21 protein-coding genes are annotated in these 22,588 nt (G+C 70.6%); 10 read left to right on the top strand and 11 right to left on the bottom strand.

Annotated features, from left to right (window positions below):
- Nucleotides 1–150: 150 nt before the first annotated feature.
- From ACYVK3_RS06730 to ACYVK3_RS06720, 3 genes are all read left to right on the top strand, one after another.
- The gene (locus tag ACYVK3_RS06730; RefSeq protein ID WP_460496519.1) at nt 151–1,251 is read left to right on the top strand and encodes an SPFH domain-containing protein; all 1,101 of its coding nucleotides are present in this window, start codon (nt 151–153) and stop codon (nt 1,249–1,251) included.
- 9 nt (nt 1,252–1,260) lie between these two features.
- The gene (locus ACYVK3_RS06725) at nt 1,261–2,364 is read left to right on the top strand and encodes a TFIIB-type zinc ribbon-containing protein (protein ID WP_460496518.1); all 1,104 of its coding nucleotides are present in this window, start codon (nt 1,261–1,263) and stop codon (nt 2,362–2,364) included.
- A 123-nt stretch (nt 2,365–2,487) separates the two neighbouring features.
- Nucleotides 2,488–3,621, top strand: coding sequence for an LCP family protein (locus tag ACYVK3_RS06720; RefSeq protein ID WP_460496516.1), 1,134 nt, complete (start codon nt 2,488–2,490; stop codon nt 3,619–3,621).
- Nucleotides 3,622–3,654: 33 nt separating this feature from the next.
- Here ACYVK3_RS06720 and ACYVK3_RS06715 read toward each other — a convergent pair whose 3' ends face one another.
- Both ACYVK3_RS06715 and ACYVK3_RS06710 read right to left on the bottom strand, forming a co-directional pair.
- Nucleotides 3,655–4,341, bottom strand: coding sequence for a type 1 glutamine amidotransferase domain-containing protein (locus tag ACYVK3_RS06715; RefSeq protein ID WP_460496515.1), 687 nt, complete (start codon nt 4,339–4,341; stop codon nt 3,655–3,657).
- 89 nt (nt 4,342–4,430) lie between these two features.
- Nucleotides 4,431–5,309, bottom strand: a complete 879-nt coding sequence (locus tag ACYVK3_RS06710; protein WP_460496513.1) for an alpha/beta hydrolase — start codon at nt 5,307–5,309, stop codon at nt 4,431–4,433.
- A gap of 93 nt (nt 5,310–5,402) precedes the next feature.
- Here ACYVK3_RS06710 and ACYVK3_RS06705 point away from each other — a divergent pair, with 93 nt between their 5' ends.
- Nucleotides 5,403–7,346 carry an AfsR/SARP family transcriptional regulator gene (locus ACYVK3_RS06705; RefSeq protein ID WP_460496511.1) on the top strand — a complete coding sequence of 648 codons (1,944 nt, stop codon included), beginning with the start codon at nt 5,403–5,405 and terminating at the stop codon, nt 7,344–7,346.
- A gap of 305 nt (nt 7,347–7,651) precedes the next feature.
- On the opposite strand, the gene ACYVK3_RS06700 is transcribed toward ACYVK3_RS06705, so the two are convergent.
- The 6 genes from ACYVK3_RS06700 to ACYVK3_RS06675 all read right to left on the bottom strand — a co-directional run bounded on the left by ACYVK3_RS06700 (nt 7,652) and on the right by ACYVK3_RS06675 (nt 15,499).
- Nucleotides 7,652–8,695: a zinc-dependent alcohol dehydrogenase gene (locus tag ACYVK3_RS06700; protein ID WP_460496510.1), complete on the bottom strand. Its 1,044-nt coding sequence runs from the start codon at nt 8,693–8,695 to the stop codon at nt 7,652–7,654.
- A 319-nt stretch (nt 8,696–9,014) separates the two neighbouring features.
- The gene (locus tag ACYVK3_RS06695) at nt 9,015–9,245 is read right to left on the bottom strand and encodes a helix-turn-helix domain-containing protein (RefSeq protein WP_460496509.1); all 231 of its coding nucleotides are present in this window, start codon (nt 9,243–9,245) and stop codon (nt 9,015–9,017) included.
- Nucleotides 9,245–9,736: a DUF2975 domain-containing protein gene (locus ACYVK3_RS06690; protein ID WP_460496508.1), complete on the bottom strand. Its 492-nt coding sequence runs from the start codon at nt 9,734–9,736 to the stop codon at nt 9,245–9,247. Before ACYVK3_RS06690 ends, ACYVK3_RS06695 begins: the two co-directional genes overlap by 1 nt.
- A 131-nt stretch (nt 9,737–9,867) precedes the next feature.
- Nucleotides 9,868–13,155: a phosphodiester glycosidase family protein gene (locus ACYVK3_RS06685; RefSeq protein WP_460496507.1), complete on the bottom strand. Its 3,288-nt coding sequence runs from the start codon at nt 13,153–13,155 to the stop codon at nt 9,868–9,870.
- Nucleotides 13,156–13,322: 167 nt separating this feature from the next.
- A complete protein-coding gene (locus ACYVK3_RS06680; RefSeq protein ID WP_460496506.1) occupies nt 13,323–15,014 on the bottom strand; it encodes a DUF2264 domain-containing protein in 1,692 nt (563 codons plus the stop codon).
- 65 nt (nt 15,015–15,079) lie between these two features.
- Complete coding sequence (locus ACYVK3_RS06675) at nt 15,080–15,499, bottom strand: VOC family protein (RefSeq protein WP_460496505.1); 420 nt, start codon at nt 15,497–15,499, stop codon at nt 15,080–15,082.
- 106 nt (nt 15,500–15,605) lie between these two features.
- Between ACYVK3_RS06675 and ACYVK3_RS06670 the strand changes: the two genes are divergently transcribed.
- The 4 genes from ACYVK3_RS06670 (at nt 15,606) to ACYVK3_RS06655 (ending at nt 18,345) form a co-directional block, all read left to right on the top strand.
- Nucleotides 15,606–16,631 (top strand): nucleoside hydrolase, encoded by a 1,026-nt coding sequence (locus tag ACYVK3_RS06670; RefSeq protein ID WP_460496504.1) that lies wholly within the window; start codon nt 15,606–15,608, stop codon nt 16,629–16,631.
- The gene (locus ACYVK3_RS06665) at nt 16,628–17,209 is read left to right on the top strand and encodes a DinB family protein (RefSeq protein ID WP_460496503.1); all 582 of its coding nucleotides are present in this window, start codon (nt 16,628–16,630) and stop codon (nt 17,207–17,209) included. The genes ACYVK3_RS06670 and ACYVK3_RS06665 overlap by 4 nt, the downstream gene beginning before the upstream one ends.
- A 127-nt stretch (nt 17,210–17,336) precedes the next feature.
- A complete protein-coding gene (locus ACYVK3_RS06660; protein WP_460496502.1) occupies nt 17,337–18,179 on the top strand; it encodes a helix-turn-helix domain-containing protein in 843 nt (280 codons plus the stop codon).
- Nucleotides 18,166–18,345, top strand: a complete 180-nt coding sequence (locus ACYVK3_RS06655; protein WP_460496501.1) for a DUF397 domain-containing protein — start codon at nt 18,166–18,168, stop codon at nt 18,343–18,345. Before ACYVK3_RS06660 ends, ACYVK3_RS06655 begins: the two co-directional genes overlap by 14 nt.
- 33 nt (nt 18,346–18,378) lie before the next feature.
- On the opposite strand, the gene ACYVK3_RS06650 is transcribed toward ACYVK3_RS06655, so the two are convergent.
- The gene (locus tag ACYVK3_RS06650; RefSeq protein ID WP_460496500.1) at nt 18,379–19,032 is read right to left on the bottom strand and encodes a transcriptional regulator; all 654 of its coding nucleotides are present in this window, start codon (nt 19,030–19,032) and stop codon (nt 18,379–18,381) included.
- Nucleotides 19,020–20,138 (bottom strand): sensor histidine kinase, encoded by a 1,119-nt coding sequence (locus ACYVK3_RS06645; RefSeq protein WP_460496499.1) that lies wholly within the window; start codon nt 20,136–20,138, stop codon nt 19,020–19,022. Before ACYVK3_RS06645 ends, ACYVK3_RS06650 begins: the two co-directional genes overlap by 13 nt.
- 131 nt (nt 20,139–20,269) lie before the next feature.
- Between ACYVK3_RS06645 and ACYVK3_RS06640 the strand changes: the two genes are divergently transcribed.
- Nucleotides 20,270–20,644 (top strand): DUF6069 family protein, encoded by a 375-nt coding sequence (locus ACYVK3_RS06640; protein WP_460496498.1) that lies wholly within the window; start codon nt 20,270–20,272, stop codon nt 20,642–20,644.
- 38 nt (nt 20,645–20,682) lie between these two features.
- On the top strand, nt 20,683–21,909 hold the full coding sequence (locus ACYVK3_RS06635; RefSeq protein WP_460496496.1) for a GAF domain-containing sensor histidine kinase: 1,227 nt from the start codon (nt 20,683–20,685) through the stop codon (nt 21,907–21,909).
- Nucleotides 21,910–21,913: 4 nt separating this feature from the next.
- Here the strand turns inward: ACYVK3_RS06635 and ACYVK3_RS06630 are convergent, their stop codons facing one another.
- Nucleotides 21,914–22,558 (bottom strand): response regulator, encoded by a 645-nt coding sequence (locus ACYVK3_RS06630; RefSeq protein ID WP_460496495.1) that lies wholly within the window; start codon nt 22,556–22,558, stop codon nt 21,914–21,916.
- Between the last annotated feature and the right edge of the window lie 30 nt (nt 22,559–22,588).

Below are 22,588 nucleotides of genomic sequence, written 5' to 3'. Positions count from 1 at the left end.
GCCGATGCGTTTGAGCCCGAAGCGGTCTCCACGCAGGTGGGATGGCGAACGCGTGGGGCCGGTGGGGCGCGGGCCCGTGGTGGGAACCCGCGATATGCGGTTGCGCACTAGAGTGGAGTCGACCCTGATCTGAAGAAAGGTGTGGAGGCCTTGTTCTCGAAACTCCGCGGTGAATTCGTCGACATCATCGAATGGCTGGACGACTCGCGCGACACCATGGTCTGGCGGTTCCCGCGTTACGACAACGAGATCAAGATGGGGGCGCGGCTCATCGTCCGCGAGTCCCAGACGGCCGCGTTCATCAACGAGGGGCAACTCGCCGACGTGTTCGGGCCGGGCACCTACACCCTCGAGACGCAGAACCTGCCGATCCTGTCGACCCTCAAGGGCTGGCGGCACGGGTTCAGCTCGCCGTTCAAGGCCGAGGTGTACTTCGTCAACTCCCGGCAGTTCACCGACTTCAAATGGGGCACCAAGAACCCGGTGATGGTCCGCGACCCCGAGTTCGGGCCCGTGCGCATCCGCGCCTTCGGCGCCTACAGCGTCCGGGTCGTCGACCCGGCGAAGCTGCTGCGCGAGGCCGCGGGCACCGACGCGCAGTTCCGCACCGAGGAGATCGAGAGCTGGCTGCGCGAGAAGGTCGTGGCGGCGTTCGCGCCCGCGATCGCCTCGGCCGGCATCCCGATCCTCGACATGGCCGTCCACCAAGACCAGATCGGCGAGCAGCTCCGGGGCACGGTCGCCAAGCAGCTGTCGACGCTGGGCCTGGACGTCCCCTCGTTCACGATCTCGAACATCTCGCTGCCCAAGGAGGTCGAGGAGGCGCTCGACAAGCGCACCTCGATCGGCCTGGTCGGCGACCTGAACTCCTACACCCAGTTCCAGGCGGCGAACGCCCTCGAAACGTCCGCGCAGCACGGCGGCGGCGCCGCCGACGGCCTCGGCCTGGGCGCCGGCATGGCCGTCGGGCAGCAGATGGCGCAGAACATGAACAACCAGCGGCCCCAGCCCCAGTCGGCGCCTGCCGCGCCGCCGCCGCTGCCGAACGCCGCACAGTGGTACCTGGGCCTCGGCGGCAGCCAGGCCGGGCCGTTCGACGAGGCGGCGCTGCGGCAGAAGGCCGCCACCGGCGAACTGACGCGCGAGACGCTCGCGTGGAAGGCCGGACAGGCCAGCTGGCTTCCAGCCGGACAGATCCCCGAACTCGCGAGCGTCTTCGGGGCGACGCCCCCGCCCCTGCCCCCGCAATAGGAGCCCTCCGTGACCGAACAGACGACCGGCCAGACCTACCCCTGCACGACTTGCGGCGCCCAGCTCGCGTTCAAGCCCGGCTCGAGCTCGCTCGGCTGCCCGTACTGCGGCACCGAGGTGCACATCGAGCTGGAGCGCCGGCGCGTGGTCGACCGCGACTGGGAGTCGCTGGCCGCCAAGCCGCGCCGCCCCAGGAACCAGGTCCCGGCGCACCTCTTCGTGTGCACCCAGTGCGGTGCGCACACCGAGTCGGACACGTGGTCGGACGTGTGCCAGTTCTGCGACGCGCCGGTCGTGGTCGACACGTTCGATCCGGACCTGGTGCCGCCCGAGGGCGTGCTGCCGTTCCAGGTGGACCGCTCGGCCGCGCGCGAGCGCCTGCGCGAATGGGTGCGCAGCCGCTGGTTCGCGCCGAACAAGTTCAAGCACGTCGACGAGGCCGAGTCGCTCAAGAGCACCTACCTGCCGCACTGGACGTGGGACGCCGAGACGTACTCGCGCTACACCGGTCAGCGCGGCGAGCACTACTACGTGGAAGACGACAAGGGCAACCGTTCCAGGCGCACCCGCTGGTATCCGGCGCGGGGCTCGGTATCGCGCTCCTTCGACGACGTGGTCGTGCCGGCCACCAACCACGTCTCCCGCAAGCACCTGAACGCCTTGAGCGAGGACTGGCCGACGAACGAGGCGCTGGCGTACCAGCCGGAGTTCCTCTCGGGCCACCACACGCAGCGCTACGACGTCGAGCCGGAGGAGGGGCTGGCGCACGCCAAGGAGAAGATGGCGCGCGTCATCGAGCAGGACGTGCGCCGGGACATCGGCGGCGACGAGCAGCGGGTGCATTCGGTCGACACGACGTACACCGGCATCAAGTACAAGCTCCTGCTGCTGCCGGTGTGGCTCGTGGTGTACCTGTTCGGCGGCAAGTCGTGGCAGGTGCTCGTGAGCGGCCAGACCGGGCGGGTCACCGGCGAGCGCCCGTGGAGCGCGTGGAAGATCGCGATCGCGGTCACGATCGGCGTTATCATTGCGGCAGTCGTGCTGTACTTCTGGATTACGTCCGGTTCGTCCGGGGCATCCTCCACCCCAACCGGAGGCTCAGGAGGCTACTGAGAGCGAGTGTTCTATCGTGCTGAGGACGCAACCCCACCTGAGTCCTGCGCGTGTTAGGTGGCAGGAGCGGATCACTCCGCCGCGGCAAAGCGTGCGAGCCGTCACAGAGCACTGGGAGCAGTAGTGAGCGAGCCGATGAAGCATGCGGCCCGAGCGTCGTCGCCCTGGTGGGCGAAGACGATGGTCGTCGTGGGCGCGATGGTCATGGTGGTCTCCGGCGGCGCGGCGATCGCCACGCAGGTGAGCGTGAACCTGGTCAACAACTCGGTCCAGACGGACGACCTGCTAGGCGACCAGCGCGTGGAGTCCGAGGGCGAGGACATCGAGGGCCCGCTGAACTTCCTGGTCCTGGGCACCGACGAGCGGGTGGGCGCCGAGGGGCTGGCCCGCACGGACGCGGACATCATCGTCCACATCAACGAGGACCTCACGGAGATCAGCCTCATCTCGCTGCCGCGCGACCTGCTGGTGGAGATCCCCAGCGGCGTCCCGGCCAACCAGACGAAGCTCACCGAGGCGTTCGCCTTCTCCGAGGACTGGGGCGAGTCGTTCCAGAACACCGCCGAGACGATCACCCACCTCACGGGCGTGAGCTTCGACGGCGGGGCGATCGCGAACTTCGAGGGCTTCCTGGACCTGGTCGAAGAGCTGGGGACGATCGAGCTGTGCCTGTGGCACGAGATCACCTCGATCCACACGGACGTGACCTATCCCGGCGGCTGCGGACGCTACGACAAGGACGAGGCGCTCGATATCGTCCGCCAGCGGTACGTCTGGGACTGGGACGAGGACTACGAGAACGGCACGTGGGGCGACTTCGGGCGCCAGAAGATGCAGCAGCACGCGATCAAGCAGCTGCTGGTCGAGGCCAAGGCGCAGGGCTACCACACGAACCCGACGAAGGCCGTGGAGCTGCTCGAGGGCTTCGGCGAATCGCTCACGATCGACCTGGGCGGCTACCAGCTCACGGACATGATCACGCAGATGGCCGACATCGACCCGAACTCGATGATCTCGATCGGCGTGCCGTCCTCGGCCGAGGACATCAACGGGACCTCCTACGTGGTGACGCACGAGGGCACCGAGCAGATCGCGGCCGAGGCGCTGTACCAGGCGATCCAGAACGACACGATCGCCCAGTGGATCTGCCAGTACCCCGAGTGGACCAGCGGCGACACGAAGCCCGACTGCGGCGGAGGCACCGCCGGCGGCGAGGAGCCCACCGGCGAGACCTCCGAGACCGCGTCGACGAACTGACCCGGGTGAGTCGAGACCGACGCTCGAGCAGACCTAGAGCTGCTTGAGCATCTCCTCGGCCGCCGGCGCCGACGAGGCCGGGTTCTGGCCCGAGACGAGATTGTCGTCGACCTCGACGTGCGAGGCGTACGGCTCGCCGACCTCGACGTTCAGGCCCGCCTCGACCAGGCGGTCCTCCAGCAGCCACGGGGCCTGCTCCGCCAGGCCGCCCATCTTCTCCTCGGCGTTGGTGAACGCGGTGACGCGCCGCCCGGCGAAGACGTTGGCCCCGTCCTCGCCGGCGGCGCTCAGCAGTGCGGCCGCGCCGTGACAGACCACGCCGACCGGCTTGCCGCTCCGGTACGCCTCGGTCACGAGCCGCCCGCAGTGTTCATCGGACGCCACGTCCTCCATGGGGCCGTGGCCGCCGGGCACATAGACCGCGTCGAAGTCCTCCATGCGCACGTCGGCGACCGCGACCGGTTCCTGGAACTGGTGGTGTCCGATGATCGAGTGGATCTTCTCGGCGTACTCCTCGCCGTCGACGGCCTTCAGGCTCGCCGGGTCCACCGGCGGGACCGCGCCGCCGGGCGTGGCGACGGTGATCTCGTGCCCGGCGTGCTGGAAGGCCTCGAACGGAACGGCGGCCTCCTCGGCCCAGAAGCCGGTGCGGTGGCGCGAGCCGTCGGCCAGGGTCCAATGGTCGGCGGCCGTCACGATGAACAGGATCTTCTTCGGCATGGCGTCTCCTTGTCGGTGCTGTCGGTCCTCACCGGCAGGCGTACCCCATCGCGGCCCGGACGACCCGCCTCATCCTGGATCGGCGTCGCTCACCTAGCGAGCAGCGAGCGGATCGCGGCGGCGACTTCGGCGGGGGCCTCCTCGGCCATGAAGTGGCCGGCGGCGGTGGTGCGGTGGTCGAGGTCGGGAGCCCAAGCGCCCCACAGGCCCGCGGCGTCGTAGCCGAGGGCGGCGCCCCAGTCCTGCTGGACGACGGTGACGGGCATGGCGAGCGTGCGGCCCGCGTCCCGGTCGGCCCGGTCGTGCTCGACGTCGACGCCGGCCGAGGCGCGGTAGTCGGCCACGATCGAGTCGACGGCCGACGCCGACGCCCGCAGGTACTCGGCTCGGACGTCGGCGGGGATCGCGTCCGGGTCGCGGACCCAGGCGTCGAGGAAGTGCGTGAAGAACTCGTCGGCGGCCCCGGCGATCATCCGCTCGGGCAGGCCGGGCGGCTGCGCCATGAGGTAGAGGTGCCAGGCGACGGCGGCGCCGGCTCCGTGGAGGACCTCCCACATGTCGAGTGTCGGCAGCACGTCCAAGACGGCCAGGTGCGTGACCGCCTCGGGGTGGTCGAGCCCGGCGCGGAAGGCGACCAGGGCGCCGCGGTCGTGCCCGGCCAGGGCGAAACGCGAGAAGCCGAGACGGGCGGCGAGGGCGACGACGTCGGCGGCCATAGTGCGCTTGGAGTAGGTGTCCGGGTCCTGTTCGGCGGGCTTGTCGCTGACGCCGTAGCCGCGCAGGTCGGGGCAGATGACGGTGTGGTCGGCGGCGAGGTCGGCGGCGACGTGCCGCCACATCAGGTGCGTCTGCGGGAAGCCGTGCAGCAGCACGACGGGGCTGCCGGCGCCGCCGACCGCCGCGTGCAGCGACACGCCTTCGGCGACCTCGATGCGCCGGTGCTCGAATCCGGGAATGGCGATGGACATGAAGGCTCCTTCTCGTCTCGGTTGACCCGTCGAGCGTGCCGACGGCCGATGAGCGTTCGATGAGCGCGATAGTTTGATCCCGAAGGAGGCGCCGTGGAGGTCGGATTCGAAGTGCTGGGGCCGGTGGCCGCCAGGGACGGCGCGGGGCGGCCGATCGGCCTGCGCGGGCCGCGGCACCGGGCGGTGCTGGCGCGGCTCATCGCCGCCCGCGGGCGCGTCGTCTCCGTCGACCGGCTCGCCGACGACCTGTGGGAACAGCCCCCGGACGGCGCGGTGGGCGCAATCCGCACCTTCGTCGCGGCACTGCGGCGCGCGATCGAACCGGACCGCGCGCCGCGCGCCCCGGCACGCCTGCTCGTCACCGAGGGCCCGGGCTATGCGCTGCGGGCCGCGCCGGAAGCGGTGGACGCGTGGCGGTTCGAGGCCGCCCTCGCCGAGGCGGCCACGGCCGCGCCCAGCACGGCGGCGGCCGTCCTCGACGAGGCACTCGGATGGTGGCGCGGGGCCGCGTACGCCGACTTCGACGAGCCGTGGGCGCGCGCCGAGCGCGGCCGGCTCGAGGAACTGCGGCTGACCGCCGTCGAGCGCCTCGGCGGGGCGCGGCTGTCGCTCGGGCGCGCCGCCGAGGCGGTGCCCGATCTCGACGCGCACGCGAGCGCGCATCCGTGGCGGGAGGAGGCCTGGCGGCTGCTGGCCCTGGCGCTGTACCGGAGCGGGAGGCGGCGCGAGGCGCTCGCGGTCGTGCGGCACGCCGGGGCGATGCTGCGCGAGCAGTTGGGGCTCGACCCGGGACCGCGCTTGCGGGACCTGGAGACGGACCTGCTGCGCGGCACCGGCGAGGCCGATGAGGCCGAGCAGTTGTGGTCACGCGCCGCGGCGGCGTTCGAGCAGACCGTCGACGCGAGCTCGCGCTCCCGGCTCGAGTCGACGGCCACGCTGCTGCGCGGCCTGGCCGTGACCGGGGCAGGCGGCCTCGAAGCGGCACGGGCGCAACGGATCGCAGCAGTGGAGGCGGCCGAGCAGCTCGGCGATCCCCACCTCACCGCGCGCGTCATCGGCGCCTGGGACGTCCCGGCGATCTGGACGCGGTCGGACGACCCGGCGCTGGCCTCACGCATCGTCGCCGCGGCCGAGCGGACGCTGGCCGCACTCGGTCCGGCGGCGAGCGAGGCGGTGCGGGCGCGGCTGCTGGCCACCGTCGCGGTCGAGTCGCGCGGCACCAGGGGCGCTCGCGGCCCCGAGGCGGCGCGGGAGGCCGAGCGGATCGCGCGGGATCTCGGCGACCCGACACTGCTCGCGTTCGCGCTCAACGGGCGGTACATGCAGGCCTTCGACCGCGCCGGGCTCGCGCCCGAGCGCGATGCGATCGGCGATGAGCTGGTCGCGCTGGCCCAGCGGCACGACCTGCCGGAGTTCGGCATCCTCGGGCACCTCGTGCGACTCCAGGCGCAATGCGCGCTCGCGGACTTCGCGACGGCGGACGCGCACGCGGCGGCGGCCGAGGCGCTGGCCGAGCGGCACGAGCGTCCGCTCGTGGGCGTCTTCACGGCCTGGTACCGGGCGTTGCGCCTCGCCGCGAACGGTGCGGCTCTCCCGGCAGCGGAGGCCGCGTATCGCGAGGCGGCGTCCCGCCTGCGAGGCGCGGGCATGCCCGGTGTCGAGCGCGGACTGGCGCCGCTCGCGCTGCTGTGCCTGCGCCTCCAGCACGGTGCAGCGCTCAATGTCGGCGACGGCACCGACTGGGGCCCTTACGAGCCGTGGGTGCGGCCGTTGCTCCTCGCTTCGCGTGGGCTTCGCGACGAGGCGGTGGCGGCGCTGCGACGGGCTCCCGAGCCGCCGCGCGACCTGCTCATGGAGGCACTGTGGACGGTTGTGGCGAGGGCGGCCGTCGCAGCGGGCGACGTGCCGGCGATGCGGCGCGCCAGAGAGGCGCTCGCCCCGGCCGCGAAGGAGCTGGCCGGGGCCGGCAGCGGGATGCTCACCGCCGGCCCCGTCGCGCACTGGCTGGACGCGCTCGATCAGTCCATGAGGCCGTAGCACCTCTGACAGACGTCCTTGGCGGTGAGCTCGGACGCGATCGTGCTGCCCGCCAGGAGATGACGATGCAGTGGATCTGGCGGGGTACGGGTCCGGACACGGGTTGCCGATCTCGCGGGAGTGGTCCGCGACGAGCGCGCCGGTCCGGAGTTCACAGGCCTTGATGTCGAACTGGTCGCCGAGGAAGGCGGCGGTGGTGATCGCCCCGTCCGACGACCGATACCGGCAGCTCTCGTGGAAGTCGCCCACTTCGGGGCCTTCGAGGCACCCCACCAGGACTCCCGCGTCGGTCGTGGCCCCCGAGGCTAGAACATGGAGTCCTCGGTGACGACGAGGATCTTGCTGGCGCTGAGCGCGCCCGACGCGAGGTTCGCGAAGGCGGTCGGCCCTTCCTCGAAGCGGGAACGGCCGTCGATGAGCTGCTCGATGCCGTCGGGGCGGGTGGCGACCCAGCGGGCGGTCTCTCGGAACTCGGCCGAGGGGTAGCAGAACGTGCCGATGAGGGCGCGCTCGTCGGTGCTGACGGCGTAGGCCGGGAGCGTGATCTCGGGGGCGTTCATGCCGACCAGCACGACCCGCGCGCCGCGCCCGGACGCTTCGAAGGCGCCGGCGAGGCTGCCGCTGCTGCCGACCGCGTCCAAGACGACGGTGGCCGGGCCGCCGAGGCGGTTCGTCACGAGCTCGCCGAACTCGCCGGAATCGGGTGCGACGGTCGGAAAGCCGATGGCCTCCACCAGCTCCCGCCTGCCTGCGCCGGGCTCGCTGACGACGACGCGATCGGCCCCCAGTCGCCGAGCGGCCAGCGCGCAGGCCTGCCCGATCGGCCCGCCGCCGACGACGAGGACCCGGTCGTCCGGCGCGACCGCGCCGCGCACGGCGGCGTGGTAGCCGACGGCCAGCGGCTCGACGAGCGCGCCGTACTCGACGGGGAGGTCGTCGGGCAGGGCGATGACATTGCGAGCGGGGACGGTCATGTAGTCGGCGAAGGCCGATTGCAGCGTCGGGTCGACACCGATGACGCGGCGCCTGGGGCAGTGCTGCTCGGTGCCCACCGCGCACTGGCGGCAGTCGCCGCAGCCGATGACGGGGTTCACCGTGGCCACCGCGCCGACGGCCAGGCCCTCCTCGGCCTGCACCGAGTCGCCGAGGGCGGCGATGCGGCCGACGGTCTCGTGGCCCATGATCTGGCCGGGGTGCCGGCGGCCGTTCGCGCCGGTGTAGCCGTGCAGATCGGAACCGCAGATGCCGGTGGCGAGGACCTTGAGCAGGACTTCGTCTGCACCCGGGACAGGGTCGGGCACCCGCTCGACGCGCATGTCGCCGGGTCCGTGGAAGACGAGGGCTCGCATCGATTGCTCCTTGTGTCCTGTCGCGTTTGGTCCGAGCGAGATGATGCTAGGCAAGATCAATGTACGCGTCAATATGACCAAGGTCCCGTCCACGCAGGACTTCGAAGCGAACGCTGCGAGGCTGCGCATTTGGCGATCCCGCCGATGCCGGCCAGGAGTAGGCCGTGGCGTCCTCTCGAATGAAGCCACGTCACCCGCACAGGATGCCGCACACACACCTGGCGTGACTGTTCTCCTCCGACGAGGGCGGCCCAATCGAAGTGCGGTGCCCTGTCCTTCGGCGACCGCGTGACCGGTCAAACCGAAGGAGAGAACGTCGTCAGTCCGCGGCTTCGACCGTCGAGCGGTCGGGTTCCCAGCGGAGCAGGTCGCCGGGCTGGCATTCGAGGACCTCGCACAGCGCTTCAAGGGTGGTGAAGCGGACGGCCTTGGCGCGGCCGTTCTTGAGCACGGCCAGGTTGGCGGGGGTGATGCCGACGCGTTCGGCGAGCGTGCCGACGGACATCTTGCGCTTGGCCAGCATCACGTCGATGTCGACGATGATCGGCATCAGATCACCTCGTCCAGCTCAGATTTGAGGTGGCGCGCCTCAGCGTCGCGGGCGACGGCCTGCGTGAGGAGCATCCGAAGGACCAGGACGATGAGCGCGATGCCGGCGGCCATCAATGCCGCCACGCAGATGAGCAGGACCAGTCCCGGCGCGACCGGGGTCGGCGCGAGGATGACGGCGAAGGCGAAGGTGAGCACCGCGGCAGCGGCGAACGCTCCGATGATGATGTCGACGTACCGGAAGGCGGCGTGGGAGAACACGGTGCCCCTCCGCACCATCGTCAGCAGCCGCCAGACGCACACGGCGGTGACCTGGATCGTCACGACGCCGAGTTCGAGGACCGCGGCGATCATGACGCGCAGGGTGTAGGGGCCGCCGGCCTCGGCGATGTCGACGATCAAGAGTGGAATCAACATGGCCTGTACCCACAGCGTGCCGGCGAGTCCTACCGCGAGCACGATGCGCAGCGCGAGGACGGTCAATTTACCCATCGGATCTCCTTCAATCGAGTCACGATAAGAATATATCGATAATCGATAGATGTGGCAAGCGGGTCCGGCGGGCAGCGAAAAACCGGGCCGCCCCGAACGTGCCATCGAGGCGACCCGGCTGGGGTGTGGACTCAGGTGATGGTGATCGTGCCGGTCGCCTCCACGTCGTTGACGGTCGCGGTCAGCTCGACCTCGCCGCCGCGCCAAGCCAGGAGTTCGTTCGTCTCCGGGTCGAACCAGGCGTCGTAGCGCCACCAGTGCAGCGGACCGGGCGGGTTCGCGCCGACGTACAGGTCGCGCGATCCGGTCCATTCGACGCTCATCGGGTAGCCGACCGGCATCACCGTCTCGCCCTGGGTCAGGGAGGCGTCGATCGCGATCGTCTCGCCGGGCTGGAGGCTCGCCGCCTCGACGGTCAGGGCGTCGACCTGCGGGCGGACCTGGGCGGAGAGCCACTGCTCCTGGTGGCCCCAGCGCCAGGGCGAGCCGGACTCGTTCACTCCGAACTCGGTCCAGCCGATGAATCCGCCCTCTTCGGCGCTGCCGTGCGGGGCCTTCCCGGAGTTGCCGTTGACCCAGTACGCGACGCCGTCGGTGTGGTCGGCGGCGAAGTAGCCGGCGTGCGCGCCGATGTAGGCCGCCTCCTTGCCGCTGTCGGCCTCGAAGCCGCTGAGCCACCGCTCGACGACGGCGACTTCGAGCCGGTCGCCGAGTTGGCTGGCCTGCTGGGGGCTGGTGTCGTGCGGCGGCACGTGCGCGACCACCGCGACCGAGTGGATGTCAGGGTCGTCGGCGGCCTCGTCGAGCGCCTGGCGGAGCATGACGATCTGCTCCCAGCCGCCCTCGGCGATGGTCAGCCCCGAGGTGTCGAGCGTGACGAACCTGGTGCCGCCGTGGTCGAAGGTCTGGTAGGCGGGACCGAAGAGCGCCGACCACTGGTCGAGGTCGCAGCCCATCACCTCGTGGTTGCCGGGCACGTAGACCCAGTCCATCGCGTCGCCGAGCTCCTCGTCGAGGATCCGCTCGGCCAAGGCGAGGTCTTCGCTCTCGCACTCGTCGACCAGGTCGCCGTTGATGACGAGGAAGTCGGCCTCGGAGTCCTTGATCTCGCGCAGGGTGCGGCGGGCGGATTCGACGATGGCGCTGTCGGGGTTCTCGCCGACGAACTGCGCGTCGGACATGACCGCGAAGGTCCAGTCGGCGCCGTCGAGGTCGTCGGTGATGAGCGGGTCGGGCCGGTGCTCGGCGGCGGGCAGCTCGACGTCGGGCGCCACATACGCCACGAGGCCGCTGATGGTGATCTCGCCGTGGTAGGAGGCGGTCGGTCCGGTCTCGGCGACGTAGAAGCGGTAGACCTCGACGGGGTAGCTGGTGCCTTCGGGCACCTCGAATTCGACCCAGCGCCAGCCTTCCCATGTCAGGTAGTCGCCGCGCAGGACCACGTTGGCGCCGGTGGCGTCCTTGAGGTGGAGTGAGGGCCATTCGCCGTTGCCCTGCGAGTGGATCCACATGCCGAACCGCTGCGGTTGGCCCTCGACCGCGATGCTCGCCGCGGGCCAGGCGTAGGCGGCGCGGGTGGCGGTGGACTGCGTGAAGTCGTAGCTCATGGTGAGCCCGTCACCGTCGTGTCCTTCGCCGGGCGCGACCAATCCGGTGGCGCGGGCGGCCGTGAACGTCCACTGCTCGGCGTCGGCGAAGTCGCTGACGAGCTGCTCGGTGAGCCCGACGGTGACGGCGAGGCTCGTGGTGTGGCGGCCGACGGTGAGCGTCACGGTGCCCGATCCGCTGTCGGTCTTCGCGGTGACGGTGTAGCCGCCGAGGCCGTCAGGTTCGATCGCGAACAGGCTCTCGTCGTATTCGAGGTCGACGTCGGCCGGGTCGATGGGCGCGGTGAAACCGGCCGCGTCGGCGCCGATGAGCTGGAGCGCGGTCGTGGCGTCCGCGCCGGGCAGGGACAGGAGCCGCTGCGAGGGCTCGATCTGGGCGAGCGGGTCGAGGACCGTCATCTCGGTCGATCCGTCGGCCCACCCGGATCGGGCGGTCACGGTGACGGTCCCGGAGTGGTGGCCGGCGTGGAAGACGGCGTCGGAGTCGACGTAGCCCGACCACGACGGCGTGGTCCGCCAGCGTGGCGTGGCCTCGGCGGGCGCGTACGTGGCGTCGTGGGCGGCGGCCGACAGGGGCCGGCTCAGACCGGGGAAGACGCGGCTGTAGTCGGCTGGGGCGATCGCGCCGGGGTTGAACGGTGCCTGCGGCTCGACCGCGAAACCGGTGGCCTTGCCGTCGCCGGCGGGGACGGTGAGCGCGAGGCCGTTGCCGACCGAGCGCTGGTGGCCGTCGGAGGGGCTGTTCACGGCGATGAGCTCGTCGGTGCCGGGGGCGCGGGCGAGCAGGGTGGAGGAGCCGCCGCCGTCGAGGTTGAGCGCGCTGTGGGCGCCCATCGCGTGGAGCTGCTCGGCGACCTCGGTGAGGGTGTAGCCGCCGCTGGAGGCCTGGCGGCCGTCGAAGGTGACCACGTACATGGTCTGGCCGTCCTCGGAGAAGCCGACGGCGGTGCGCGGGTGGCGGGCCTGGTCGCTGTGGCCGACGACCTCGCCGTCCTCGATGAGCACCTGGCGGCCCGAGACCGCGGTCTCGGGGACCGCCCCGTCGATGACCGGGGCGTAGTCGATCGTGACGGCGTCGCCGATCGCGAGCGCGGCGAGCGACGCGGCGCCGGCCTCGCGTCCGAAGAGGATGACGCTGCCTTCGGCGATGGCGCCCTCCTCGGGCGCGTCGGTCACGGCGGTGACGACGCCGTCGACCACGGTGACCGCGGTGACCTGCGCCGCGCCGTCGGCGACGCGGTCCAGGTCGGCGCTGCCCCATTCGGGCGTGTACAGGCCGATCCGGCCGGCCGGAAGCTTGGTCGTGTTGACGCCGTGCAGCTCGAGCGCGCCGGAGTCCGTGGTGGCCGTGCCGGTGAAGCCGATCGAGCGGACCGATCCGCGGCCCTCGGCGTCGAAGGCGACGGTGTTGGCGGTGCCGGTGTCGGCGGATTTGACGAGCTCGCCGGCTTCGATGACGACGCCTTCCGGGCCGCCGGTGTCGTTGATGTCGAAGAAGTCGGCGTTGAAGGCGAGGACCACGTCCTCATGGCCTTCGATCTGCTCGCGGATCGGGGCGGCGTCGGCGATCGAGCCGGGGGAAAGGTATTCGGGCCGCACGTCGGCGGTGAGGTCGACCGTGGCGGCGTCGGCGCGCAGCCAGCCCTGGTCCTCCCACCGGTCGAAGGACTCGAGGGTGATGCCGGGGGCGAGGGCCGTGCTCTCGCTGTCGACGGTGATGGCGTCGGCGGCCGCGTCCTGGGCCGTCGCGGGTGCGGGAAGGAGCGTCGCGACCAGGGCGGCGGCCGCGAGGATCCAGGGGGTCGTGCGCACGATGGGACCTAGCCTTCGGGGGGTCGTCGGCCGTCGCCCTGGGGGCAGGGCGCCGAGCCGCTGTTCGTCGTCCCACACAAGATCCCATGAAAAAACGCTTCATGGATAGGTCAGAATGCGAAAATATTCTCCAAACTCTGTGCGAACCCGAGCTTGCCGGGCGTCGCTCACGCGCGGCCGACGTAGATGAGCGACTTGAGCACGTGGTGGCCCGGCTGCAGGACCCCTCTGAGGACCGGGAGCACCGTCATCGGCCAGTACAGGTGGGTCCCTTCCCTCGGGCTGATCACCTCGGCCACGCGGCCCCCGTCGCTGTCGATGATCTCGCTGCGGATGCCGCCGCCGCTCACGGCCACGCGGCCCTCGCCGCGCTCGGCGGTGTGGCCCGGCCTCGGCACGCACCAGCCGCCCTCGCCTGTGTGCAGGGTCCGGTCGGTCTGGACGACGTGGACGCGGGCGTGCCACCCGTCCATCGTGCCCTCCAGGGAGGTCGTCACCGCCACGTCGTCCCAGGGCTGCCAGTCGACCGTCAGCACTCCGTTCTCATCGATCATCCCGTCCGCGAAATCCTCGCGGCCCCGCCAGCGGTGGCCGTCGTCGGAGAGCAGCAGCGCGCCGTCCGGCACGGCGCTCTCCAGGTCGAGGCCGGGCGCGGTGTGGGAGAACCCGGCGAGCGTCGAGTAGGCGAGCTTCGCGTACGTCTCCTGGCCGCCGCGGAACAGGCGATTCGCGGCCTGGCCGTTGAGCCTGGTGACATTGCCGCCGGTATCTCTGATGTGGACGGCTCGGGCGGCCTGGTGCGGCTCGATGACCGGGCCGGGCTCGGCGGCCTCCTCGGTCCAGAACGGGTGCGTCGACTCGGCGAGCAGGCCGGTGAAGATCTTCATGGCCCACCAGGGCGATCCGGCGCTCAGGTACTGCTCGACCAGGGCGTCGTTCGGATAGGCGTAGCCGACGGTGAGGCGGCCCTCCGGATCGAGGATCGGCTTGTCCCACCACCAGTCGAGGTGGCGGCGCGCGAAGCCGGCGGCCTCGCCCCACGGCACGGCCTCGATGTCGGCGGCGGCCAGCGCGCCCCACAGCGATCCCTGCGCGAAGCGGTAGCCGAGGCTGCGGCCGTAGGGGACGGCGGCGCCGTCGGCGGCGAACCAGGAGCGGAACCGGCGGGCGAAGGCGGCGGCGTCGGCCACGAAGCGGTCGTCGCCGCCGAGCTTGTAGTGCAGGAGCGCGTAGGTGTGGAAGGCGAAGGGGTTGTAGTAGTCGACGCGACCGCCGACGCCGTCTTCGAATACGGCGTCGTCGAGCCGGAACTCGCCGATGCGCTCCAGGTGCGCCTCGGCGATCGAGCGGTCGCGCTGGACGCCGATCCGGTCGAGGCCGTGCCCGGCGAACACCGGGAAGTAGTGCCAGTTGTTGTCGATCACGCCCGTGGTGTACGCCTGCGACAGCCAGGCGGCGACATGGTCTTTGGCCCTGGGGGCCAGCGGTTCCCACAGGTGCTCGGGCGCGTTGGCGAGGCCCCAGCCGACGGCGGCGGCCTCGACGCGGCGCTGGTTGCCGTCGCGGATGTCGCCGATGTACCACTCGTCGTCGGGATCGAGGGCGCGAGCGAGGGCTTCGGCGAGCTGGGCCCAGAGGTCGCCGGGGACGGCGGCCTTGGCGGGCGCCAGACCCCACAGCGGCCTGGTGAGCAGTTCGAACCAGTTCTCGGCGTGCGAGTGGTTGGACATGGTCACCGGCATCATCTCGGGACCCCGGGCCGCCAGCGCGACCGCAGGGCCGCCGATCGCCAGCGCGGCGGACTGCCAGCCGCTATAGGTCTGTTGCAGCGGCCCGAACACGCGAAGCGGAGAAGTCACAAGGGCTGACGCTATCAACGCCCGCCGCCGAGCTCAAGCCCGAACGCGATACCGAGGCGCCCACGTCAAGCGACGCAGAATTCGTTGCCCTCGGGGTCCGCCATGGTCACATGATGGCGGGGGTACTCCGAGAGCACGGTGGCGCCGGCGGCGGTCAGCCGCTCGACTTCGGCAGTGATGCGTGTCCACCGCTCCTCCGGGCTACCCTGTCCGCCCACGCGGATGTCGAGGTGGAGCCGGTTCTTCACCGTCTTCGGCTCGGGCACGCCGAGGATCGACAGGCGCGGACCCGCACCGTCCGGATCGCAGAGCCAGGCGCCGTCGTCCCACTCCTCCTGCGGCACCTCGTGGTGCCGCAGCCACTCCTCGCGGGTGGCGAACGGCTCGGGAGGCGGCTCGTCGACATACCCGAGCGCCAGCTTCCAGAACTCGCCCAGCCGCTTCGCGTCCGAGCAGTCAAGCGTCAAATCGATCCGCGCCGACACGTTCCGGCCCCTTTCAGTAGACGATCCGACCGTACCGATCCGGTGCGACCAGGCCTGGAAGACGCGAAACGAGGTTCGCGCGCGAGCGTTAAGGTTGTCGCATCCGATGATCGAACAGCAAGGAGTCGAGATGGCCGCCCGGTTCATTCTCGATTGCGACACCGGCTCGGACGACGCGATCGCGATCTTCGCCGCCACGGCGCATCCCGCGCTGGACCTGATCGGCGTCACGACCGTCAATGGAAACGTCGCCCTCGAACACGTCACCGACAACACGCTGCGGGCGCTCGATCACGTCGGCGCCAAGGTGCCGGTGTACGCGGGTGCCTCCCGGCCGCTCACGCGGCCCGATTTTCCGATTCCACGCGCAGTGCTCAACGCGGACAGCGGCTTCCAGAAGTCCAACCTCGACTTCCCCGAAGCGGTGTCGGTGGCCGAGCGGGAATCCGCGGTCTCGTTCCTGGTCAGCGCGTACATGGACGACTCGTACACCGATGTCGCGCTCGTGGCGACCGGGCCGCTGACCAACGTCGCGCTCGCACTCGAGGCGGAGCCGCGCCTCGCCGAGCGCATCCCCCGGCTCGTCATCATGGGAGGGGCGCACGGCAATGGCAATGTCACGGCGTCCGCCGAGTTCAACTTCTGGGTCGACCCGGAGGCGGCCGACGCGGTGCTCGGCGCCGGGATTCGCGACGTCGTCATCGTCCCGCTCGACGCCACGCACAGCGCGCCGCTCTCCGATCGCGACTGCGAGGAGTTCGACAAGATCGGTACTCCTGCGGCGCAAGGGACCGCGATGCTCATCCGCCACCGCATCGCACACGACCAGGCGGCCGTCGAAGGCGCCGCAGAACTGTCCGCGCCCGTCCACGACCCGATGTGCATCGCCTACCTGGTGCGGCCGGACATCGTCACCGAGGACGTCCGTGCCTCCGTGAGCGTCGAGACCACCGGCGGCCGGACGCTTGGAGAGCTGATTGTGGACACCCGTCCGTGGCGCCCCGAGCCGCCGAACGCGACCGTGGCGCTCCGGGCGTCGGCCGAGGCCTACCGGGACTTCCTTCGAGAGGCGTTCTCCTCTCCACGGTTTGTTAGCGATTGTCGGCGGCCGGGCATATATTCACGGCCATGAACGACAATGACGATTGCTGGTGGGAGCCTCCACTGGCGGGCACCGAGACCGAGCATCTGCTCGGAGCCCTCGACCGGCTGCGTGCGACCTTCCGGTGGAAGACCGACGATCTGGACCAAGCGGGTTTGGAAACTCGGATCGGCAGTTCCGATCTCACGCTCGGAGGTCTACTGAAACACCTCGCCGCCTGCGAGGATGTCATGTTCACCGCCAAGTTGTCGGGCGAACTCCCCGGCGAACCGTGGGACTCGCTCGGATGGGACTTCCGCCAGGATTGGGCATTCACCTTCGACACGGCCGGCCACACGGCCGGGGAGCTGTACGCGCTGTGGGATGGTGCGGTCGAACGGAGTCGAGCGAGGCTGGGCGCGGCGCTTGCGGACGGTGACCTCGACCAATCGGTGCACCTGGCATGGCCGGATCAAGGTCATCTGAATCTGCGGCGGCTGGTCTTCGACTTGGTCGAGGAGTACGGGCGCCACACCGGCCACGCCGATCTGTTGCGCGAAGCCGTGGACGGCCGGGTCGGCGAAGACCCGCCGGCGGGTTGGCGGCCGGTCTCTGGCACCGCTGGATAGCAGTCATCGGCTCTGGTCGAACCGCGCAAGCGCACTGTCCCGCTCAGAGACGCCGAAATCGGGACACCGAATCGGGACGCCAAAAGTGGACTACTCACCGAGAGTGACGCTCTGTGATCATTGAGGCGTGAGCACACCATCACTGGCGCAGTGGCGCATCGGCGTCATCCTCCGCGGCTTGCGCGAAGACCGCGGCCTGTCCATCCGCGAAGCGGCGAACATGCTGGGCACCACCAAGACCCGGCTCGAACGGATCGAGAAGTCCGGCAATCAGAAGGCGGATCCCGGCACGGTCGCCGGTTGGGCCTTTGCATACGGCGCCTCCGAGCAGCTCATGCTCGAGCTTCAAGCGCTGGCGAGGCAGACACGCGATGCCGATGCCAACGGCTGGGAGAGCGTCTTCACGACCATGCCGAAATGGTTCGGCGCCTTCCTGACTCTGGAAAGCGAAGCGGCGACCATCGACTCGTACGAAGCCGAATACATCCCCGGGCTGCTTCAGACCGAGCCGTACATGAACGCGGTCGCTGCCACCAACCCGTTCGTGACCACCACCGAAGTGACCGAAGCCAACCGAGTCAAACTCCTTCGTCAAAACAGCGTTTTCAGTCGCCCGCCGGGCAAGCTCGCGAAGATCCGGTTCGTCCTCAACGAGGGATGCCTGCTTCGCATCAGACGCGCCGAGTACTACGAGAATCAGATGCAGCGCCTTCGAGAGATCGCGAAGCTCGAAAGTGTCGAGATCTATGTTCTCCCAATGGATCAAGGACTCCACCCGTCGATGCGGAGCTCCTTCGAGCTGATGTCGTTCGCCGGGTCCTACAGTCCCGAGCTCGTCTACCTGGAGTCGGAGTACGGAGCTCGCTACATCGATGACCGGCGGGCCGTCGGGCGGTTCCGCGAGGTATTCTCGGACACACTGAGTTACATCGTGCGTGTCGAGGAGTACCTGAGCAATGCTGAGCCGTGAATGGCAGACATCCAGCCGCAGTGCGACCCAAGGCAACTGCGTTGAGCTCCGCGAGCACGACGGCGCCGTCCAGGTCCGCGACTCCAAGCTCGGCGACGCCTCGCCGATCCTCGGCCTCGCCCGCACCGATTACGCCTCTCTGATCGCAGACCTCAAGCGCCCCTAGCCGATCCTCGGAGCGGACCCGCTGGCCGAAGCCTCAGACCAGGCCGGCGTCGTGGGCCAGGAGGGCGATCTGCGTGCGGTTGTCCAAGCCGAGCTTCATGAGGATGCTGGAGACATGGGCCTTGGCCGTGGTGATGCTCATGGCAAGTTCGGCGGCGAGTTCGGCGTTGGAGCGGCCTTGGCCGATCGCCAGCGCCACTTCGCGTTCGCGGGGCGTCAGCCCGGCCAATGTGGCACGCGCGCGTTCGTAGGCGCCGGCCTGCGCGACGGTCCGCTCCATCAGCCTCCGGGTGACGCCGGGAGACAGGATCGGGTCGCCTTCGGCGACACGGGTGACGGCCTCCACGATCTGCTCGGGCGGCGTGTCCTTGAGCAGGAAGCCTCCGGCGCCGACGCGCAGGGCGCGCAGGATGTTCTCATCGGAGTCGAAGGTGGTCAGCACGATCACCTCGGGCGGATTCGCGCGGGCGCGGAGCCTGCGGGTGGCCTCGATGCCGTCCACGCGCGGCATGCGCAGGTCCATCAGCACCACGTCGGGAGCGTGGGCGTCGGCCTTGGTGACGGCCTCCCGGCCGTCGGCCGCCTCGGCGACCACGGTGATGTCCGCGGTGCCGTCGAGCATCATCGAGAGCCCGGCTCGGACCAGGGCGTCGTCGTCGACCAAGAGCACGCGGATCACGCGGGCCATGGTAGCCGGGCGTGGAGCCGGAACCGGCCCTCCGCGGCGCCGTGGTCCAGTTCCCCTCCGGCCAGCCGGACCCGCTCGGTGAGGCCGACGAGGCCGAGGCCGCCGCCGGGCTCGGTCTCGGAGGGCTCGGACGGCAGCGGGTTGCGCAGTTCGACGAGCAGCTGCGTCCCGGGTTCTCCCCGCAGCGTGACCGCCACGGGGAGCCCGGAGGCGTGCTTGCGGGCGTTGGTGAGTCCTTCCCGCAGCACGCGATAGGCGGTCCGTCCGACGGAGACGGGCGGCTCCGCGTCCTCGGTGCGCTCGTCGGTCAGGTGGATCAGCTGGCCGCTGCGGCGCGTCTCGTCCAGCAGGGCCGGCAGATCCGCCAGCGTGGGCACGAGCCCCTGCCCGTCGGTATCGTCCTCCTCGTGGAGCAGGCCGATGACCTGTCGCAGTTCGTCGAGCGCCTGGTGTACGCCGCTGCGGACCACTCCGGCGGCCGTGGCGAGCTGTTCGGGCGGGGCGTCGGGGCGGTACTCCAGCGCCCCGGCGTAGGTCGACACCAGCGAGAGGCGGTGGGCCAGCACGTCGTGCATCTCGCGGGCGAGCTCGCGACGTTCGGCGGCGCGGGCCTCGGCGACGCGCCTGCCCTGCTCGGCCTCGGCCCGGCGGGCGCGCTCGCGCAGCGAGTTGAGCAACTGCCGCCGCGAGCGGGCCAGCGCGCCCCATCCGAGCAGCGCGCCGTGCGCCACGACGTCCAGCACGGCCCACCATTCGAAGGAGATGGCCGGGTTCGGATGCAGCAACCGCTGCACCACGTGCGCCGCGATCCCCGCTGCCGCGACGGCGGCGGCGACCGGCAGGCTTCGGCGCTGCGCGACCTGCAGCACGCCGGCCGTCGCGGCCGGCGTCCCGATCGGGGAGACGGCCGCCAGGAGCGCGGCGGCGAGCGTGCCGGTGACCGGTCGCCACAGCTGCACCACCGCGGCGGCCAGGCTCAGGGCGGCCATGGTGACGCCCAAGACGCTGAACATCGATCCCGCCCAGAGCGCGACCACGGTGAGGGCGCCTATCCCGACGATCGTGCCGGTGATGTGGAGGAGCATCGGGTTCCGTGGGGCGCGCATCGGACCAGGCTAGCGCCGGATTCGGGCGGGTCGTCACCGACGAAAGTCGGGGGTGTCCGGGCCCGAGGGAGGGGCCGGTGCGACCGTCGGACCGATGCGGCCGGGCCGCTCCTCGGGCGAAGCTGACCGGCATGAACATCAGACTCAAGCGATTCCTCGCCTCCGTGGTCGTCGCGCCCGCAGCGGCCCTGGCCCTCTGGGCCGTTGCGGTAGGCGTGTTCGGCGTCAGCCTGGTCGCCGGGGCCGAAGACGCCAGGATTCACATCGGGCCCTGGGCGGTCGTCATCGCGAGCGTGCTGGTCGGCCTGGCGGCCTGGGCGCTCCTGGCAGTGCTGGAGCGCCTCACCGCGAAGTCCGGTCGGATCTGGACCATCACCGCCGTGATCGTGCTGGCCCTCTCCGTACCGCTCGGTCCGCTCGGCGCGGAGAGCACCGCCGCGGTGGTGGTCCTGGTCCTCATGCACATGGTCGTCGCGGCCGTCCTGATCCCCGGGCTGCGCCGCTGAGCTCGGCCTGGTGCGGGTGGGACGGATACCATCAACGCATGGCCCCACCGCCCGAACCAGGCGCGCCAACGTTCGACTCGTCGAAACCGCGTCGCCCCATCGACGAACTGCTCACCGAGCTCGGCTCGCGAATCGACGAGATCGTCGCCGGCAGGGAGCGCCTCCGCTCCCTGCTCGACGCCGTGATCAGCATCGGCTCCGGCCTGCACCTCGCCGCCGTCCTCGACCGCATCGTCGAGGCCGGCTGCAAGCTGGTCGACGCCCGCTACGGTGCGCTGGGCGTGCTCGACGACTCCGGCGGTCTGGGGGATTTCCGCACCTTCGGCCTGAGCGAGGAGGAGATCGCGGCGCTCGGGGAGCCGCCGGCCGGCGTCGGCCTCCTCGGCCACATCATCGACGTGCCCGAAGCACTGCGCCTGGTCGATCTCGCCGAGCATCCCGCCTCGATCGGTTTTCCTCCGGGACATCCGCCGATGCGGACCTTCCTCGGCGTCCCCATCATGGTGGGCGACAAAGCCTGGGGGAATCTGTGTCTCACCGAGAAGTGCGACGGCGGCCTGTTCACCGACGATGACGAGGAGATCATCAAGGCGCTCGCGGCGGCCGCGGGCGCCGCCATCGACAACGCCCGGCTCTACCACGCGCTGGCCGCCTCGCAGGCCGACCGGGAGCGGCTGCTGATCTTCCACGACCGGGACCGGATCGGGCGCGATCTGCACGACCTGGTCATCCAGCGGCTGTTCGCCACGGGACTGCAGTTGCAGAGCGTCGTCCACCTGGTCGACACGCCGGAGGCCGCCGAGCGCGTCAATGCCGCCGTCGACGAGATCGACGGTGCGATCGCCGACCTGCGGGCGGCGATCTTCAGCCTCCACACCGACACCGGGCAGCAGCTCTCGGCGAGTGTGCACGGCCTGCTCGGCGTGGTGCGGCACCAGCTCGGCTTCACCCCCGAGGTCAGCTTCGAGGGTCCGGTCGACAGCGCCGTATCCGAGCCGGTGCGCATCGAGGTCCTCGCGATGCTCCGCGAGGCGCTGAGCAACGCGGCCCGCCACTCCGGGGCCAGTCACGTCGCCGTGACCGTCACGGTCGCATCGGGGAGTCTGACGGTGACCATCATCGACGACGGTTGCGGGATCCCGCCGACGGCGCCGCGTCGCGGCCTGGCCAATCTGGCCTCCCGCGCCGAATCGCTCGGCGGCGCGTTCAAGTTCGGCGACGCCGAGCCGTCCGGGACCGAACTCTACTGGAGCATCCCGCTCTGAGCCGTCACTTGACGCCGAAGAGCTTGGCGGCCAGCACCGCCGCCTGGGTGCGCCGCTTGAGAGCGAGTTTGGCGAGAATGCGCGTGACGTAGTTCTTGACCGTCTTCTCCGCCAAGTGCATTCGCTCGGCGATCTCCCGGTTGCTCATGCCCTCGCCGATGAGTCGGAGGATCTTGCGTTCCTGCTCGGTCAACACCTCCAGCTCCGGTGGGACCCGGGACCCGGTGCGGAGCCGTTCGAGGACCGTGCCGGTCACTCTCGGATCGAGCAGGGACGAGCCCGAGGCGATCTTGCGCACCGCGTCGACCAGGTCGGTGCCGCGGACCTGCTTCAACAGGAACCCGGCCGCGCCGGCCTCGATGGCGGCGAACAGCGTCTCTTCGTCCTCGTACGAGGTCAGCACCAGCACGGCGATCGAGTCGTCCACCGCGCGGATCCGGCGGCACACCTCGACTCCGTCGCCGTCGGGCAGGCGGGCGTCGACCACCAGCACGTCGGGACGGCTCGCCGGGACTCGGCGCAGCGCCTCGGCCACCCCAGAGGCCTCGCCGACCACCGAGATGTCGCCCTCGCGTTCGAGCAGCTCGCACAGACCCCGCCTGACCACTTCGTGGTCGTCGAGCAGGAACACCCTGATCGCATCGTTCACTCGTCAAGTATCGACCCGGTCGCCGCGCCG

It is taken from the genome of Glycomyces tarimensis (genome assembly GCF_054776215.1).
The sequence above is the reverse complement of the archived record's forward strand: the minus strand, read 5'-3'. Positions and strand labels throughout refer to the sequence as shown.